Consider the following 16406-nt stretch of genomic DNA (forward strand, 5'->3'; position numbering starts at 1 on the left):
CCGTGGTCTCTGTCTTGAAATCCTTGCCGCGCCGCCAGTTTGATGTGGTGGTCGTTGGCGCCGGCGGAGCCGGCATGCGTTGTTCGCTGCAACTGTCCCAGGCGGGCCTGTCCGTTGCGGTGCTCTCCAAGGTGTTCCCCACGCGCTCGCACACGGTTGCGGCGCAGGGCGGCGTGAGCGCCTCGCTGGGCAACATGAGCGAAGACAACTGGTACTGGCACATGTACGACACCGTCAAGGGGTCGGATTGGCTGGGCGACCAGGACGCCATCGAATTCATGTGCCGTGAAGCGCCGAACGCCGTGTACGAGCTCGAGCACTTCGGCATGCCGTTCGACCGCAACCCCGACGGCACGATCTATCAGCGTCCGTTCGGCGGCCACACCGCCAACTTCGGCGAAAAGCCGGTCCAGCGCGCCTGTGCCGCTGCCGACCGCACCGGCCACGCGCTGCTGCACACGCTGTACCAGCGCAACGTCGCCGCGCGCACCCAGTTCTTCGTCGAATGGATGGCGCTGGACCTGCTGCGCAACGAAGCGGGCGACGTCGTGGGCGTGACCGCCCTGGAAATGGAAACGGGCGAAATCTACATCCTGGAAGCCAAGACCACGGTGCTGGCCACCGGCGGCGCGGGCCGGATCTGGGCCGCTTCCACCAACGCCTTCATCAACACCGGCGACGGCCTGGGCATGGCGGCTCGCGCCGGCATCCCGCTGCAGGACATGGAGTTCTGGCAGTTCCACCCGACCGGCGTGGCCGGCGCGGGCGTGCTGATCACCGAAGGCGTGCGCGGCGAAGGCGGCATCCTGCTGAACAAGGATGGCGAGCGCTTCATGGAGCGCTATGCGCCCACGCTGAAGGATCTGGCGCCGCGCGACTTCGTGTCGCGCTCGATGGACCAGGAAATCAAGGAAGGCCGCGGTTGCGGTCCGGACGGCAGCTACGTGGTGCTGAAGCTGGATCACCTGGGCGCCGACGTCATCAACAAGCGTCTGCCCTCGATCCGCGAAATCGCCATCAAGTTCGGCAACGTCGACCCGATCAAGGAACCGATCCCCGTCGTCCCGACCATCCACTACCAGATGGGCGGCATTCCGGCCAACTATCATGGCCAGGTGCTGTCGCGCGAAAACGGCGAGAACAAGGTCGTCAACGGCCTGTACGCCATCGGCGAATGCGCCGCGGTGTCGGTCCACGGCGCCAACCGCCTGGGCACGAACTCGCTGCTGGACCTGATCGTGTTCGGTCGCGCCACCGGCAACCACATCGTGAATTCGCACCCGGAGCGCCAGCGCGCCCACCAAGACCTGCCGCAGCAGGCAGTCGAGTTCTCGCTGGACCGCGTCAACAAGCTCGAATCGCGCACTTCCGGCGAAAAGACGCAGGATATCGGCAACGCCATCCGCTTCTCGATGCAGCGCCACTGCGGCGTGTTCCGCACGCTGGAACTGCTGAACGAAGGCGTGACCCAGATCGAAGACCTGGCCAAGCAAGCAGACAATATCTACTTCAAGGACAAGTCCAAGGTATTCAACACCGCCCGTGTCGAGGCGCTGGAACTGGCGAACATGACTGAAGTGGCCCGCGCCACGATCAAGTCGGCCGCCAACCGCACCGAAAGCCGCGGCGCGCATGCACTCGACGACAACCCGACTCGCGATGACGAGAACTGGCTGAAGCACACGCTCTGGTACTCCGAAGGCAGCCGCCTCGATTACAAGCCCGTGCAGATGAAGCCGCTGACGGTCGAGTCCTTCCCGCCCAAGGCGCGTACCTTCTAAGTCCGGATTGAGCCCACTATGAGCACCAAGAGAATCGTCAAGTTCGAAATCTACCGCTACGATCCGGACAAGGACGAGCGCCCCTACATGCAGAAGCTGGAAGTCGAACTCCAGCCGACCGACAAGATGTTGCTCGATGCGCTGGTGCGCATCAAGAACGATGTCGACGACAGCCTGGCCCTGCGCCGCTCGTGCCGCGAAGGCGTGTGCGGTTCCGACGCCATGAACATCAACGGCAAGAACGGCCTGGCCTGCACCACCAACCTGCGCGAACTCAAGGAACCCATCGTCCTGCGTCCGCTGCCGGGCCTGCCCGTGATCCGCGACCTGATCGTGGACATGACGCACTTCTTCAACCAGTACCACTCGATCCGTCCGTACCTCATCAACGACACGCCGCCGCCCGAGAAAGAGCGTCTGCAGTCGCCCGAGGCGCGCGAAGAGCTGGATGGCCTGTACGAGTGCATCCTGTGCGCGTGCTGTTCCACTTCCTGCCCGTCGTTCTGGTGGAATCCGGACAAGTTCGTCGGCCCGGCCGGCCTGCTGCAAGCCTACCGCTTCATCGCCGACAGCCGCGACGAAGCCACGGGCGAGCGTCTGGACAACCTGGAAGATCCGTACCGCCTGTTCCGTTGCCACACCATCATGAATTGCGTCGACGTCTGTCCCAAGGGGCTGAACCCGACCAAGGCGATTGGCAAGATCAAGGAACTGATGGTCCGTCGCACGGTCTAGTTTTAAGTTATCTAAGGTGTGAAGCATGAGCAGGCTTACTGAACTGGAGCGGGCGCGACTGCGTTGGCGGGCGCGCCGCGGCCTGCTCGAAAACGACTTGATCATCACCCGGTATCTCGACGCTTACGAGGCAGAACTTACCGATGATGACGTGGCCGCATTGACCCAGCTTTTCGAGATGGGAGACAACGATCTTCTCGACCTGCTGCTGGCCCGCAAGGAACTCGAAGGCGAACTGGATACTCCCCGTCTTCGAGGCATTATTGGCCAGATGCGCGCGCTCTGATTAATTGAGAGGAATAAACATGAACCTGTCTGACAAAAAAGCCACTCTATCCTTCTCGGATGGCAGCGCACCCATTGAGTTCCCTGTCTACAAGGGCACGGTCGGTCCGGATGTGATCGACATCCGCAAGCTTTATGGCCAGACGGGCATGTTCACGTTTGACCCTGGCTTCATGTCGACGGCTGCCTGCGAATCGGGCATCACGTACATCGATGGCGACAAGGGCGAACTGCTGTACCGCGGCTTCCCGATCGAGCAATTGGCCGTCAATTGCGACTTCATGGACATCTGCTACCTGATCCTGAACGGCGAACTGCCGAACAAGGACCAGAAGGCCGATTTCGACTCGCAAGTGACTCATCACACGATGGTCAACGAGCAACTGCATTTCTTCCTGCGCGGCTTCCGCCGCGACGCGCACCCGATGGCCGTGTTGACGGGCCTGGTCGGCGCGCTGTCCGCGTTCTACCACGACTCCACCGACATCACGAACCCGCAGCATCGCCACATCTCGGCGATCCGCCTGATCGCCAAGATGCCGACGCTGGTCGCGATGGCATACAAGTACTCGCAAGGCCAACCGTTCATCTACCCGCAGAATGACCTGTCCTACACGGGCAACTTCCTGCGCATGATGTTCGCCACGCCGTGCGAAGACTACAAGGTCAATGAGGTCGTCGAGCGCGCGCTGGACCGCATCTTCATCCTGCACGCCGATCACGAACAGAACGCCTCGACCTCGACCGTGCGTCTGTGCGGTTCGTCGGGCACCAACCCGTTCGCCGCCATCTCGGCCGGCGTGGCTTGCCTGTGGGGCCCGGCTCACGGCGGCGCCAACGAAGCCTGCCTGCAGATGCTGGAAGAACTGCAAGCCAACGGCGGCATCGCCAAGGTCGGCGAGTTCATGGAGAAGGTCAAGGACAAGAACTCGGGCGTGCGCCTGATGGGCTTTGGCCACCGCGTCTACAAGAACTACGATCCGCGCGCCAAGCTGATGCAGGAAACCTGCAAGGAAGTTCTCTCGGCCCTGGGCCTGGAAAACGACCCGCTGTTCAAGCTGGCCATGGAACTGGAACGCATCGCCCTGTCGGATCCGTACTTCGTGCAGCGCAAGCTGTACCCGAACGTGGACTTCTACTCGGGCATCGTCCAACGCGCCATCGGCATCCCGACCTCGCTGTTCACCGCCATCTTCGCGCTGGCCCGCACGGTGGGCTGGATCGCCCAGTGGAACGAAATGCTGTCCGATCCCGACTACAAGATCGGCCGTCCGCGCCAATTGTTCACCGGTTCGGTCACGCGCGACGTGCCCCCGATGGACAAGCGTTAATCCGCTGCGCACGGCAAAGAAACCGCCTTCGGGCGGTTTTTTTTCGCCTGTCCGCGGCAAATTTTGCGGATATGATCCCTGCCATGATTCCCATAGCACTACCCTCGGCCAATTTCTTCATCCTGCTTACCGCCGGTTTCTTTGCCGGCCTGCTGCTGCTGGGGTGGGCGCTGGTCCTGGCGGTGAGCGCGGGCGCGCGCCGCGCGGTCCGCAAATACTGGAAGACATCCGCCTTGCTGTTCGTGGCGCTGTCGGTCCCATTCGCGTTCTATGCCTGGGTTCAGGCAGTGTTCTGGCGGGTCGAAAACGAGAGCAGCCGAAGGGAAGCGGCGCGCAACATCACGCTGCAGCAGCCAGCCACGGTGGGCGGCGTCGACATGCCCGCTGGCACGCGCCTGAAGCTTCAGGACGAAGGCAAGATCGACACCTATGTCGAAGCCGCTTTTCCGCAGGCCGTCCCGCTGTACGGCGTGCAGGCGATCACGGTGCGGCGCTACCTGGACACCGAGTACGACAAGGACACGTACGCCACGCTCGGCAGGCACCCGCGCACCGTCATCCTGCGCGGCGCGGGCGACCAGGCCGTCCTGGGCTGGCGGTGCGACGCCACGCAGGACATCGAATTCGACGTGGAGCCCGATGGGGCCATGAAGATGCTGAGCAAATGCGTCCTGGGCGCCGGCAACGCGGCGGCGGGCATGGAGATCGCGAGGGGAGCCGTCCTGTATGGTTCGAACGGCACCGCCTACACGGACGGATCGCGCGATGCCGACCGCTGGCGCATCGAAATCAACGATCCCGTGGCGGTGCGCGTATTCGGGCTGGCGCTGAGCGATCCCCGGATCTACCTGGATGCGGGGCGGAACCTGCTCAGGGTCGGTGATTCGGCGCTTGCCTGCCCCACGCAGTTCGGGGGGCTGAGCTATCCCGCCGGCACGCTCGTCAAGACCGTCCGGCGCGGGTCCGGGGATGCGCGAGAACCGTACCCGGGCGTTCTGGTCTTCAGCCCCTGGAATGGCATGGCCGCCCAGCGGGGCGGCCATGCTGATGTGCCCGAAGGCATGTCGGTGATGCAGACGCTGGCGGGCGACGTCGTTGAAATCGTGGCCAACGAAGCGGTGGGTGTGTTCCGCTTCGCGACCTTCAGCGTCGACGGCAAGGAGCCGCAAGCGCCGGTCCGCGCACGCTGCCCCTGAGGCAGCGAGACGGCCGCGCTACGCGCCGATCCCGCGCGCCATCAGAACGGCGAACAGCGGCAGGAAGATGAACAGGTGCGACGAGATCATCACCCAGCGCCGCGCCCGCTTGATCTCGGGCAGGGCAGGGACGAAGCCCGGTTGCTGACGCGATTGCTTGGCCCAGCGCAGGAACGCCAGCGTGGGCGGAATCGAACAGAGCGCGATGACGACGAACAGCGAGATCTTGGCGTGGAACCAGGGATTGCTCATGTAGAAGGCGGCGCCCTTGACGCCCGCGGTCAGGCGCAGCACGCCGGTGATCAGCACGACGATGGCGCTCACCCCATAGAAGCGGTCGTAGATGACCAGGCGCTTCACGCTGCCGGCCGTCAGGTCCGGGCGCAGCAGTACGGCTTCGGCGGTCAGCACCACCACCAGTACGAAGATCGCCAGATAGTGAAACCAGGCATACATTGCATCGGCCAGCATGTCGTCTCCAAGGTAAAGGACAGACTAGGTTTTACCATCCGCCCGTGCGGGCGGGCCAGGAGTTGCGCGGCAGAATAAAAACGGGCGCCCCGTAGGGCGCCCGCGGTCTTGCACCGTGACTATGCGATCAACGGCGGCGCTTCTTGGCTTCTTCGGCGGCTTCCTGCTGCGCGTCGACCACGGCCAGCGCCGTCATGTTGACGATGCGGCGCACGGTCGCGCTGGTGGTCAGGATGTGCACGGGACGCGCGGCGCCCAGCAGGATCGGACCCATCGCGACGCCATTGCTGCCCGTCATCTTCAGCATGTTGTACGTGATGTTGCCGGTGTCCAGGTTGGGCATGACCAGCAGGTTGGCCGGACCCTTCAGCGTGCTGTCCGGGTAGGCCAGGACGCGGATTTTCTCCGACAGGGCGGCGTCGGCGTGCATTTCGCCGTCCACTTCCAGGTCGGGCGCGCGGTCCTGCACGATGCGGCGCGCGGCGGCCATCTTGCGCGACGATTCCGTCACGCGGCTGCCGAAGTTGGAGTGCGACAGCAGCGCGATCTTCGGCACCACGCCAAAACGCAGCATCTCGTCCGCGGCCTGGATGGTGATGCTGGCCACTTCCTCGGCCGACGGGTTTTCATTGACGTGCGTGTCCGTGACGAACAGCGTCTGGTCGGGCAGCATCAGCACATTCAGGGCGGCGTACGTCTGGCCTTCCTTCTTGCCGATGATTTCGTCGACGTACTTGAGCTGGTTGTCGTACTTGCTGGCCACGCCGCACAGCAGCGCGTCGGCGTCGCCGCGGCGCAGCAGCATCGCGCCGATCAGCGTGTTGTGCTTGCGGATCATCGCCTTGGCGATGGCCGGCGTCACGCCTTCGCGGCCCTTCAACTGGTAGTACGCATTCCAGGTTTCATTGAAGCGGCTGTCGTCTTCCGGATCCACGATCTCGAAGTGCTCGCCGGCCTTCAGGCGCAGGCCGGCTTTTTCGATGCGCATCTCGATGACGGCAGGGCGGCCGATCAGGATCGGGAAGGCCAGCTTTTCGTCGGCCACGGTCTGCACGGCGCGCAGGACGCGTTCGTCTTCGCCGTCGGCGTAGATGACGCGCTTGGGCGCCTTCTTGGCCTGGGCGAACAGCGGGCGCATCAGTTGGCCGGAGTGGTACACAAAGCCCATCAGCTTCTGGCGGTAGGCTTCGATGTCTTCGATCGGGCGGGCGGCCACGCCGGAGTCGGCGGCGGCTTGCGCCACGGCCGGCGCGATCTGGACGATCAGGCGGGGGTCGAAGGGCTTAGGAATGATGTAGTCCGGGCCGAACGACAGTTCCTGGCCGGCGTAGGCGCGGGCCACTTCATCGTTTTGCTCGGCCTGGGCCAGGTCGGCGATGGCCTTGACGCAAGCCAGCTTCATTTCTTCCGTGATGCGCGAGGCACCGGCATCCATGGCGCCGCGGAAAATGAAGGGGAAGCACAGCACGTTGTTGACCTGGTTCGGGTAGTCCGAACGGCCGGTCGCGATGATGCAGTCGGGGCGGGCGGCGCGGGCGACTTCCGGGCGGATTTCCGGTTCCGGGTTGGCCAGCGCCAGGATCAGCGGGCGGTCGGCCATGGTCTTGACCATGTCGCCGGTCAGCACGCCGGCGGTGGAGCAGCCCAGGAACACGTCGGCGCCATTGACCACGTCGGCGAGCGTGCGCGCGTCGGTCTTCTGCGCGTAGCGCTTCTTGTTGACTTCCATGTTTTCATCGCGGCCGTCCCAGATGACGCCGCGCGAGTCCACCACGTAGATGTTCTCGCGCTTGACGCCCAGGTGTACCAGCAGGTCCAGGCAGGCGATGGCGGCGGCGCCGGCGCCGGAGCAGGCCAGCTTGACCGAGCCGATGTCCTTGTTGACGACCTTCAGGCCGTTCAGGATGGCGGCCGACGAGATGATGGCGGTGCCGTGCTGGTCGTCGTGGAAGACGGGGATCTTCATGCGCTCGCGCAGCTTCTTTTCGATGTAGAAGCACTCGGGCGCCTTGATGTCTTCAAGGTTGACGCCGCCCAGCGTGGGCTCCAGCGCCGCGATGATGTCGACCAGCTTGTCGGGGTCGTTCTCGGCCAGTTCGATGTCGAACACATCGATGCCGGCGAACTTCTTGAACAGGCAGCCCTTGCCTTCCATGACGGGCTTGGCGGCCAGGGGGCCGATGTTGCCCAGGCCCAGGACCGCGGTGCCGTTGGTGATCACGCCCACCAGGTTGCCGCGCGAGGTGTATTTGGATGCGGCGTCGTCGCCCTGCTCGAAAATGGCCATGCACGCCGCGGCGACGCCGGGCGAGTAGGCCAGGGACAGGTCGTCCTGGTTGGCCAGCGGCTTGGTCGGCGTGACCGAGATTTTGCCGGGGGTGGGATAGGCGTGGTAATCCAACGCCATTTTAGTAAGGGTTTCGTCCATGGGATCGGGGCCTGGTAGGCACTAACTGAAAAAGAAACGGGGATGACAAAGGCGGGCTCGCGGCCCGCCGTATTTTTTGCGAAATGCTTGGGGAACCCCCGTATTTCACCAGAAAGCGCGGGCGCTTGGTTGCTGCGGTGCAGCGAGCATTCGCTTTTGATCAAAAAAACGCCGGACCGGGCCGGCCGAATGGATGAGGGCGGACGGGTGAGGGCGCCTACATCTCCCAGGGCGGCGCGTGCCGGCTTTCCGCGCTCAGTTTCTGGCGCAGCGCCTTGCTGTCGTCCTGCCTGCCCAGGCTGTCCAGCGCATACAGCACGATCCAGTCGGCGCTGACTTCGAAGAAATCACGGAGCTGTGCGCGCGTGTCGCTGCGGCCGAAGCCATCGGTGCCCAGCGTGCGGTAGGGCGCCGACACCCAGGCGCGGATCTGTTCAGGAACGGCGCGCACGTAGTCGCTGGCGGCGATGACGGGGGCGTCGCTTGCGCCCAGGCAGGCGCGCACCCAGTCGGCGCTGGCGCCGGCGTCCAGCCCCAGCACGCGGGCGCGCTCGGCCTGCCGGCCGTCGCGAGCCAGCTCGGAAAAGCTGGTCACGCTCCAGACCTCGGCATCCACGCCGTAGTCGTCGTACAGGCGCGCGGCGGCCATTTCGGCCTCGCGCAGCATGGGGCCCGCGCCCAGCAGGCGCACCTGGGCCTGCTGGCGCGCCGGCCGCAGCAGGTACAGGCCGCGCAGAATGCCCTCGCGCACGGCGGGGTCCGTCGGCATGTCGGGCTGCGCCAGGTTTTCGTTGGTGACGGTCAGGTAGAAGAATTCGTCGCGCTGCTCGTCCAGCATGCGGCGCATGCCGTGTTCGACGATGATGGCGACCTCGTAGGCGTAGGCCGGGTCGTAGGCGCGGCAGTTGGGCACGGCGGCGGCCATGATGTGGCTGGAGCCGTCCTGGTGCTGCAGGCCCTCGCCGCCCAACGTGGTGCGGCCGGACGTGGCGCCGATCAGAAAGCCGCGCGTGCGCTGGTCGGCGGCGGCCCAGATCAGGTCGCCGATGCGCTGGAAGCCGAACATCGAGTAGTAGATGTAGAACGGCAGCATGGGCAGGCCGTTGACCGAGTAGCTGGTGCCCGCCGCCGTCCAGGAGGAGATCGCGCCGGCCTCGGTGATGCCTTCTTCCAGGATCTGGCCGTCGCGTGCCTCGCGGTAGTACAGCACCGAGCCGATGTCCTCGGGCTCATAAAGCTGGCCTTGCGCGGAATAGATGCCGATCTGCCGGAACAGGTTGGCCATGCCGAAGGTGCGCGCCTCGTCCGCCACGATGGGCACGATGCGCGGGCCGACGGTGCCGTCCTTGAGCAGCGCCGTCAGCATGCGGACGATGGCCATGGTGGACGACATTTCCTTGCCGTCGGCGGCCAGCGCGAAGCGCGCCCACTGTTCAACGTCCGGCGGCGTCAGGCGCGGCGCTTGCGCGTTGCGCCGGGGAATGTGGCCGCCGAGCGACGCGCGGCGCGCCTGCAGATGGCGCATTTCGGCGCTGTCCTCGGCGGGGCGGTAGAACTTCAGCGCGACGCAGTCGGCGTCCGATATCGGCAGGGCGAAGCGGTCGCGGAAGGCCAGCAGCGCCACGTCGTCCAGCTTCTTCTGCTGGTGGGTCGTCATCTTGCCCTGGCCGGCCGAGCCCATGCCGAAGCCCTTCTTGGTCTGCGCCAGGATGACGGTGGGCTGGCCCCGGTGCCGGGCGGCTCGGTGATAGGCGGCATGGATCTTCACCATGTCGTGGCCGCCTCGGTGCAGGCGGTCGATGGCTTCGTCGGACCAGTCGGCCACCAGGGCGGCCAGCTCGGGATTCTGGTTGAAGAAGTGGGCGCGGTTGAAGGCGCCGTCGTTGGCCGCGAAGGTCTGGAACTGGCCGTCCACGGTGTTGGCGAAGGCGCGGGCCAGCGCGCCGCCGGTATCGCGCCGCAGCAGGGCGTCCCAGTCGCTGCCCCAGACCAGCTTGATGACGTTCCAGCCCGCGCCGGCGTACAGGGTTTCCAGTTCGTCGATGATGCGGCCGTTGCCGCGCACCGGGCCGTCCAGCCGTTGCAGGTTGCAGTTGACGACGAAGATCAGGTTGTCGAGCTTTTCGCGGGCGGCCAGTGTCAGTGCCGCGATGGATTCGGGCTCGTCCATTTCGCCGTCGCCGAAGATGCCCCAGACCTTGCGGTCGGCGCCGGGGACCAGCGAGCGGTGCTCAAGGTAGCGCATGAAACGCGCCTGATAAATCGCATTGATCGGCCCGATGCCCATGGAGCCGGTGGGAAACTGCCAGAAGTCCGGCATCAGCCAGGGATGGGGGTACGACGACAGGCCGCGCAGGCCGCGGGCGGTCGCGGTGATCTCCTGGCGGAAGTGGGCCAGATCGTCTTCGCCCAGAAAGCCTTCAAGGTAGGCGCGGGCGTAGACGCCGGGCGCCGAATGCGGCTGCATGTAGACGATGTCGCCCGGACTGTCGGGTGTGCGGGCGCGGAAGAAATGGTTGAAGCCCACCTCGAAGAGGTCAGCGGCCGACGCATAGCTGGCGATGTGGCCGCCCAGTTCGCCGTGCGCCAGATTGGCGCGCACCACCATGGCCAGCGCATTCCAGCGGTTGATGCGCGCGATGCGTTCTTCGACCGCCAGGTTGCCCGGAAAGGGCGGTTCCTGGTCAGCGGGGATGGTGTTCAGGTAGGCGGTGCGCGTCTGGCTGTTGGCCCGCAGGCCCAGCGCGGCGGCGTGGCCCAGCAGGCTGTCCAGCACATAGCCCGCCCGCCCGGGCCCCTCGGCCTGGACCAGCGAATGCAGGGCGTCGCGCCACTCGGCGGTTTCGGCGGGGTCGGCGTCGTCCTGGGGGGCTGGGCCGGAAAGGGGCTGGCTGGCGTCAAGCATGGTCGTCCTGTCTCCTGTTCTAGCGTCCATGCTAGACCCTTGCCTCTGGCATGGGTAATCAAAATCTTGGGAGAAATCCCCCGGTTTCAGCATAATGTGTTGTCAGATTTTCGGGCCACGGCAGGTTCTACCGCGGAATCATGCTTACGGGTGGTGACCGAGTGGCGGACAGTCTGGCGCTAGAATTCGCGGCTACCAGATAGGGAGAATTCCATGACCCAACCCATCCGCGTTCCCGCGGAGGTCACGTTGCCGGAACTGACGTTCCGCGGCGTCCTGCTCGGCGCCCTGATTACCGTCATCTTCACGGCGTCCAATGTTTTTCTGGGGTTGAAGGTCGGCCTGACGTTTTCATCGGCCATCCCGGCGGCGGTAATTTCGATGTCCGTGCTGCGCATGTTCAAGGACGCCAACATCCTTGAAAACAACATGGTGCAGACGCAGGCTTCGGCGGCCGGCACGCTGTCGTCCATCATCTTCATCCTGCCGGCGCTGGTCATGATGGGCCACTGGCAGGGCTTTCCGTTCTGGCAGACGCTGGGCATCTGCGCGGCGGGCGGCATGCTGGGCGTGATGTTCACCATTCCGCTGCGCCATGTGATGGTGGTGCAGAGCGACCTGCCGTATCCGGAAGGCGTGGCCGCGGCCGAGATCCTGCGGGTGGGCAGCGCGGAACGCGAGCAGGACGTTTCCGAAGCCGAGGGCGGGGCGTCCGCGAAGTCGCCCGCGACGGGTATGGGCGACATCGTGGCGGGCGGCATCGCCGCGGCTGTTGTCAGCTTTGCCGCCAGCGGCCTGCGGGTGCTGGGTGACAGCGTCAGCGGCTGGTTCGCGCTGGGCGGCGCCGTGTTCCGGCTGCCGATGGGCTTTTCGCTGGCGCTGCTGGGCGCGGGCTACCTGATCGGCATTGTCGCGGGGCTGGCCATGCTGACGGGGCTGATCATTTCCTGGGGCATCGCGGTGCCGATCCTGACGGCCATGGGTGACATGCCCGCGGGCATGTCGCTGCAGAACTACGCGACGGAACTGTGGTCGTCGCAGGTGCGCTTCATCGGCGCGGGCGTGATCGGCGTGGGCGCCATCTGGACGCTGGCGACGCTGTTCGCGCCGATGGCGCGTGGGGTGAAGGCGTCGTTTTCGGCCCTGACCAAGGCGGGCGCGGCGCGCGCGGGCCAGACGCCGCGCACCGAGCGGGACCTGTCGGCCGGCTGGATCTCGGCGGTGACGCTGGTGCTGGTGGCCGTGCTCGTGGTCACCTTCCAGGTGTTCCTGTCGGGGGTGCCGCTGTCGGCGGGCGCCATCTGGAAGCTGGTGGCCTACGCGGTGATGTTCGCCTTTGTGTTCGGTTTCCTGGTGGCCGCCGCCTGCGGCTACATGGCCGGTCTGGTGGGATCGTCGACCAGTCCGATTTCCGGCGTCGGCATCGTCGCCATCGTGCTGGTGTCCGTGCTGATGCTGGCGCTGGGCGGCGAATTGCTGGCGGTGCAAAACGGTGTCCAGATGGCGATCGCACTGGCGATCTTCAGCACATCGGCCGTGGTGGCGGTCGCCTCCATTTCCAATGACAACCTGCAGGATCTGAAGACGGGCTGGCTGGTGGGCGCGACCCCTTGGCGCCAGCAGGTGGCGCTGCTGATCGGCTGCGTGGTCGGCGCGGCGGTGATCTCGCCGGTGCTGGAGCTGCTGTACAACGCCTACGGGTTCGCGGGTTCGATGCCGCGCGAAGGCATGGATCCGGCGCTTGCCCTGTCCGCGCCACAGGCGACGCTGATGCTGGCGATTGCGCGCGGCATCTTCACCCATGAACTGAACTGGACCATGATCCTGATCGGCATGGCCGTGGGCGTCGGGCTGATCGTGACGGACGAAGTCATGAAGCGCACCTGCCGCGTGGCGCGCATTCCGGTGCTGGCGGTGGGCATCGGCATCTACCTGCCGCCGACCGTCGCCGCGCCCATCGTGGTGGGCGCGGTGCTGGCGTGGCTGCTGGAAGGCGCCCTGCGCCGCCGCGCGGCTGCCGCCGGCCAGCCGTACGAGCAATTCGCCGATGCGCCCAACCGGCGCGGCGTGCTGATCGCGTCCGGCCTGATCGTGGGCGAGAGCCTGGTGGGCGTGCTGATGGCGGCCATCATCGGCGGCACGGGCATGGAGGCCCCGGTGGCGATTGCGGGCGAAGACTTCGCCGGCACGGCCAACTATCTGGGGCTGGCCGTTTTCGCGATGGTGGCGGTGCTGTTCTGGCGCCGCGTCATGCGGGTGGCGTAGCGTTGGCGCGTAGGGGAGGCATGGCGGGCGCGCCGCCATGCCGCCGGTTCAGACGGGCTTGAGCAGGTCGGCCAGGGTGCGCGCGATGACCTTGGTGGCGCGGCGCAGGTCTTCGAGCACCACGCGCTCGTCGCTGCGCTTGGCGTGCGACTCCAGGACGGTGCGCGGGCCCGCGCCGTAGATCACGCCTGGGATGCCGGCTTCGGCGTACAGGCGCACGTCCGTATACAGCGGCGTGCCCATGGCGGGTATCGGTTCACCGAACAGTTCCTCTCCGTGCTTCTGGATGGCTTCCACCAGCGGCTGGTTGCCGGGCAGGGGGCGCATCGAATTGGCCAGCAGCAGGCGCTTGATGTCGATGCTGATACCCGGCATCGAGGCGGCGGCCTCCTGGATGATCCGGCGGATGTCGGCTTCGACCTCCACGGCGTTTTCCTCGGGAATCATGCGCCGGTCCAGCTTGAAGCTCACCTTGCCCGGCACCACGTTGGTGTTGGTGCCGCCTTCGATGCGCCCGACGTTCAGGTACGGGTGGGAAATCCCCGGCACCTGGGAACTGATCTTCCGGTACTGCGTGTTCTGCGCGTACAGGGCCTCAAGGATCTTGACCGCGCCTTGCAGCGCGTCGACGCCGCTGCTGGGGATGGCCGCATGCGCCATCTTGCCGTGCACCGTCACTTCCATCTGCAGGCAGCCGTTGTGGGCCGTGACGACTTCATAGCTGAAGCCCGCCGCGATCATCAGGTCGGGCTTGGTCAGGCCTTGCCGCAGCAGCCAGCCGGGTCCCATCAGGCCGCCGAATTCCTCGTCGTAGGTGAAGTGCAATTCGATCGCGCCGTGCGCGGGCCGGGCCACCGCCTCCAGCGCGCGCACGGCGAACGTGAAGCTGGCGAAGTCGCTCTTGCTGACGGCGGCGGCGCGGCCGTACAGGCTGCCGTCGTCGATCTGGGCGCCATAGGGATCGTGGGTCCAGCCGTCGCCGGGAGGCACCACGTCGCCGTGGGCATTGAGCGCGACACGGCGGCCGCCGTCGCCGTATTCGCGGCGCACGATCAGGTTGGTGATGGATTGCATCCCATAGTCGTGGACCTCCTGGGCGGGCACGGGGTGGGCTTCCGCTTGCAGGCCGAAGCCTTGCAGCAGCGCCGCGGTGCGCTCGGCGTGGGGCGCGTTGTTGCCGGGGGGCGTGTCGGTGGGCACGCGCACGAGGTCCTGCAGGAAGCGGACTTCTTCGTCAAAGTGGGCGTCAACCCAGGCGTCGAGTCGGGCGTAATCGGTCATGGTTTTATGCAGTGGTTTCAATGGCGAGCGTGTCGAGCAGGCCTTGCATCGCAAGCGCGGCTAGCTGGATGTCGTCGCTGGTGGTGGATTCTCGGGGGTTGTGGCTGATGCCGGCGTTCTGGCCACGCACGAACAGCATGGCCTGGGGCATGACTTCGTGCAGTTTCATGGCGTCGTGCCCGGCGCCGCTGGGCATGCGGTACACGGGCACGCCCAGCGCGTCGACCGCGCGTTCCCAGCGCTGCTGCCAGACCGGGTCGCTGGGCGCGGCGGCGGCGCGCATGGTTTCTTCCAGCGCGTAGCGCAGGCCGCGCCGCTGGCAGATGGCGGCCAGTTCGGCCAGCACATCGTTGACCAGCGAATCGCGCTGCGGGTCGCTGGGGGCGCGCAGGTCCAGGCTGAAACGGCATTCGCCCGGCACCACGTTGATCGAGCCGCTGGGCACTTCGAGCATGCCTATGGTGCCGACGGAGTCCGCATCGCGCGCGGCGCGCCGTTCGACGAACAAGGCCAGTTCGGCGGCGGCCACGGCCGCATCGCGGCGGCGGTCCATGGGCGTGGTGCCGGCGTGGCAGGCCATGCCGAAGATCTGCGCCTGGTAGCGCACGCTGCCGTTGATGGACGTGACGATGCCCAGCGGCAGTCCCAGTTCGTACAGCACCGGTCCTTGTTCGATATGCACTTCGATGAAGCCCAGGTAGCGGGCGGGATCGCGCCGCAGCTTGGGGATGTCGTCGATGCACAGTCCCGCGTGCATCATGGCGTCGCGCATGGTGATGCCGTCGGCGTCCTTCTGGTCCAGCCATTCGGGTTTGAAGTCGCCGATCAGGGCGCCGGAACCCAGGAACGTGGCCCGGTAGCGCTGGCCTTCCTCTTCGGCGAACCCGATCACTTCCAGGTCGAAGGGCAGGCGGCGGCCCTGGCGGTGCAGCTCGCGCACGCAGGCCATCGGCACGAATATGCCCAGCCTGCCGTCATATTTGCCGCCGTTGCGCACGGTGTCGTAATGGCTGCCCGTCATGAGCGTGGGGGCGCCGGGCCGGTCCGCGCGGTAGCGGCCCACCACGTTGCCCACCGCGTCCACCGCCACCTCGTCGAAGCCGCATTCCCGCATCCAGTGCGAAATGCGCTGCGCGCAGGCGCGGTGCGCGTCGGTCAGGTACGTGACGGTGAGCTGGCCTTTTTCGGCATAGCCGGGGTCGCTGTGCGTGCTGAGCCGCTCTTGCCAGTCCCAGATGTCATTGCCCAGCGCGGGCTCGCCAAAAAAGTCGTGCAGGCGCAGTTCGGCGTTGCGATGGAGGTGGCGCAGCGCCTCTTCCACTTCGGCGTCGGGCGGATTGTCCAGGCGCCGCGACAGCTCGTCCAGAAGCTGGCTGCTGTCGAGGGGCGTGCCGCGCGCGCCGCGTAGCGCCAAGACTGCCGGAAATCCGAAACGGGCCGCGTAGTCGGCCTTGAGCTGAGCCAGCCGGAGGGTCTGTTCAGCGTTGCCGGACGGCCATTGCGCCATTTCCGCTTGGGCGCGGACCAGGGCCAGCCGGGCGTCCGGGCTGGCTCCATCCACGGCTTGCCGCAGCCGCTGGCGCAGGTCGGCGACCGAGCGGAACGGACGCGACTGGACGGCGTGCGCGGCCACCCAGGGCGCGTGCGGGTACAGGCCGTCAAGCAGGGCCTGCGCCTCGGCGGGCGTGGCGGCATTGAGTTGGGCTAGGGTGTGGGCCATGTTCGTCC

At 66.1% G+C, this 16406-nt stretch carries 11 protein-coding genes; 6 read left to right on the top strand and 5 right to left on the bottom strand.

Annotated elements, in window-relative coordinates:
- Positions 1–2: 2 nt before the first annotated feature.
- The 5 genes from sdhA to ASE30_RS13725 all read left to right on the top strand — a co-directional run bounded on the left by sdhA (position 3) and on the right by ASE30_RS13725 (position 5328).
- Entirely contained in the window at positions 3–1781 is a 1779-nt protein-coding gene (gene sdhA, locus ASE30_RS13705) for a succinate dehydrogenase flavoprotein subunit (protein WP_057284848.1), read from the top strand.
- A gap of 18 nt (positions 1782–1799) precedes the next feature.
- Positions 1800–2516, top strand: a complete 717-nt coding sequence (locus ASE30_RS13710; RefSeq protein WP_006389365.1) for a succinate dehydrogenase iron-sulfur subunit — start codon at positions 1800–1802, stop codon at positions 2514–2516.
- 25 nt (positions 2517–2541) lie between these two features.
- Positions 2542–2802: a succinate dehydrogenase assembly factor 2 gene (locus ASE30_RS13715; RefSeq protein ID WP_046802661.1), complete on the top strand. Its 261-nt coding sequence runs from the start codon at positions 2542–2544 to the stop codon at positions 2800–2802.
- A 19-nt stretch (positions 2803–2821) separates the two neighbouring features.
- Positions 2822–4132, top strand: coding sequence for a citrate synthase (locus tag ASE30_RS13720; RefSeq protein ID WP_057284849.1), 1311 nt, complete (start codon positions 2822–2824; stop codon positions 4130–4132).
- An 83-nt stretch (positions 4133–4215) separates the two neighbouring features.
- Positions 4216–5328 carry a hypothetical protein gene (locus ASE30_RS13725; RefSeq protein ID WP_057284850.1) on the top strand — a complete coding sequence of 371 codons (1113 nt, stop codon included), beginning with the start codon at positions 4216–4218 and terminating at the stop codon, positions 5326–5328.
- Positions 5329–5346: 18 nt separating this feature from the next.
- On the opposite strand, the gene ASE30_RS13730 is transcribed toward ASE30_RS13725, so the two are convergent.
- From ASE30_RS13730 to mdeB, 3 genes are all read right to left on the bottom strand, one after another.
- A complete protein-coding gene (locus ASE30_RS13730; protein WP_057284851.1) occupies positions 5347–5799 on the bottom strand; it encodes a DUF2214 family protein in 453 nt (150 codons plus the stop codon).
- Between the two features lie 127 nt (positions 5800–5926).
- The gene (locus tag ASE30_RS13735) at positions 5927–8227 is read right to left on the bottom strand and encodes an NADP-dependent malic enzyme (RefSeq protein ID WP_057284852.1); all 2301 of its coding nucleotides are present in this window, start codon (positions 8225–8227) and stop codon (positions 5927–5929) included.
- Between the two features lie 217 nt (positions 8228–8444).
- Positions 8445–11132, bottom strand: coding sequence for an alpha-ketoglutarate dehydrogenase (gene mdeB / locus ASE30_RS13740; RefSeq protein WP_057284853.1), 2688 nt, complete (start codon positions 11130–11132; stop codon positions 8445–8447).
- Between the two features lie 213 nt (positions 11133–11345).
- On the opposite strand from mdeB, the gene ASE30_RS13745 reads away from it, so the two are divergent.
- Complete coding sequence (locus ASE30_RS13745; protein ID WP_057284854.1) at positions 11346–13397, top strand: OPT family oligopeptide transporter; 2052 nt, start codon at positions 11346–11348, stop codon at positions 13395–13397.
- A gap of 48 nt (positions 13398–13445) precedes the next feature.
- Here ASE30_RS13745 and ASE30_RS13750 read toward each other — a convergent pair whose 3' ends face one another.
- Together ASE30_RS13750 and ASE30_RS13755 are read right to left on the bottom strand one after the other, a co-directional pair.
- Positions 13446–14678 carry a M20/M25/M40 family metallo-hydrolase gene (locus ASE30_RS13750; RefSeq protein WP_057284855.1) on the bottom strand — a complete coding sequence of 411 codons (1233 nt, stop codon included), beginning with the start codon at positions 14676–14678 and terminating at the stop codon, positions 13446–13448.
- Positions 14679–14682: 4 nt separating this feature from the next.
- A complete protein-coding gene (locus ASE30_RS13755; RefSeq protein WP_057284856.1) occupies positions 14683–16398 on the bottom strand; it encodes a hydantoinase/carbamoylase family amidase in 1716 nt (571 codons plus the stop codon).
- Positions 16399–16406 lie beyond the last annotated feature (8 nt).

It is taken from the genome of Achromobacter sp. Root83 (assembly GCF_001428845.1).
Taxonomy (GTDB): domain Bacteria; phylum Pseudomonadota; class Gammaproteobacteria; order Burkholderiales; family Burkholderiaceae_B; genus Achromobacter.

Excerpts from the sequence above, each read along its gene's own strand:
- ASE30_RS13735 (WP_057284852.1), bottom strand. The coding sequence starts at position 8,227 with ATGGACGAAACCCTTACTAAAATGGCGTTGGATTACCACGCCTATCCC.
- ASE30_RS13750 (WP_057284855.1), bottom strand. The coding sequence starts at position 14,678 with ATGACCGATTACGCCCGACTCGACGCCTGGGTTGACGCCCACTTTGAC.
- ASE30_RS13725 (WP_057284850.1), top strand. The coding sequence starts at position 4,216 with ATGATTCCCATAGCACTACCCTCGGCCAATTTCTTCATCCTGCTTACC.
- mdeB (WP_057284853.1), bottom strand. The coding sequence starts at position 11,132 with ATGCTTGACGCCAGCCAGCCCCTTTCCGGCCCAGCCCCCCAGGACGAC.
- ASE30_RS13755 (WP_057284856.1), bottom strand. The coding sequence starts at position 16,398 with ATGGCCCACACCCTAGCCCAACTCAATGCCGCCACGCCCGCCGAGGCG.
- ASE30_RS13710 (WP_006389365.1), top strand. The coding sequence starts at position 1,800 with ATGAGCACCAAGAGAATCGTCAAGTTCGAAATCTACCGCTACGATCCG.
- ASE30_RS13745 (WP_057284854.1), top strand. The coding sequence starts at position 11,346 with ATGACCCAACCCATCCGCGTTCCCGCGGAGGTCACGTTGCCGGAACTG.
- ASE30_RS13720 (WP_057284849.1), top strand. The coding sequence starts at position 2,822 with ATGAACCTGTCTGACAAAAAAGCCACTCTATCCTTCTCGGATGGCAGC.
- ASE30_RS13730 (WP_057284851.1), bottom strand. The coding sequence starts at position 5,799 with ATGCTGGCCGATGCAATGTATGCCTGGTTTCACTATCTGGCGATCTTC.
- ASE30_RS13715 (WP_046802661.1), top strand. The coding sequence starts at position 2,542 with ATGAGCAGGCTTACTGAACTGGAGCGGGCGCGACTGCGTTGGCGGGCG.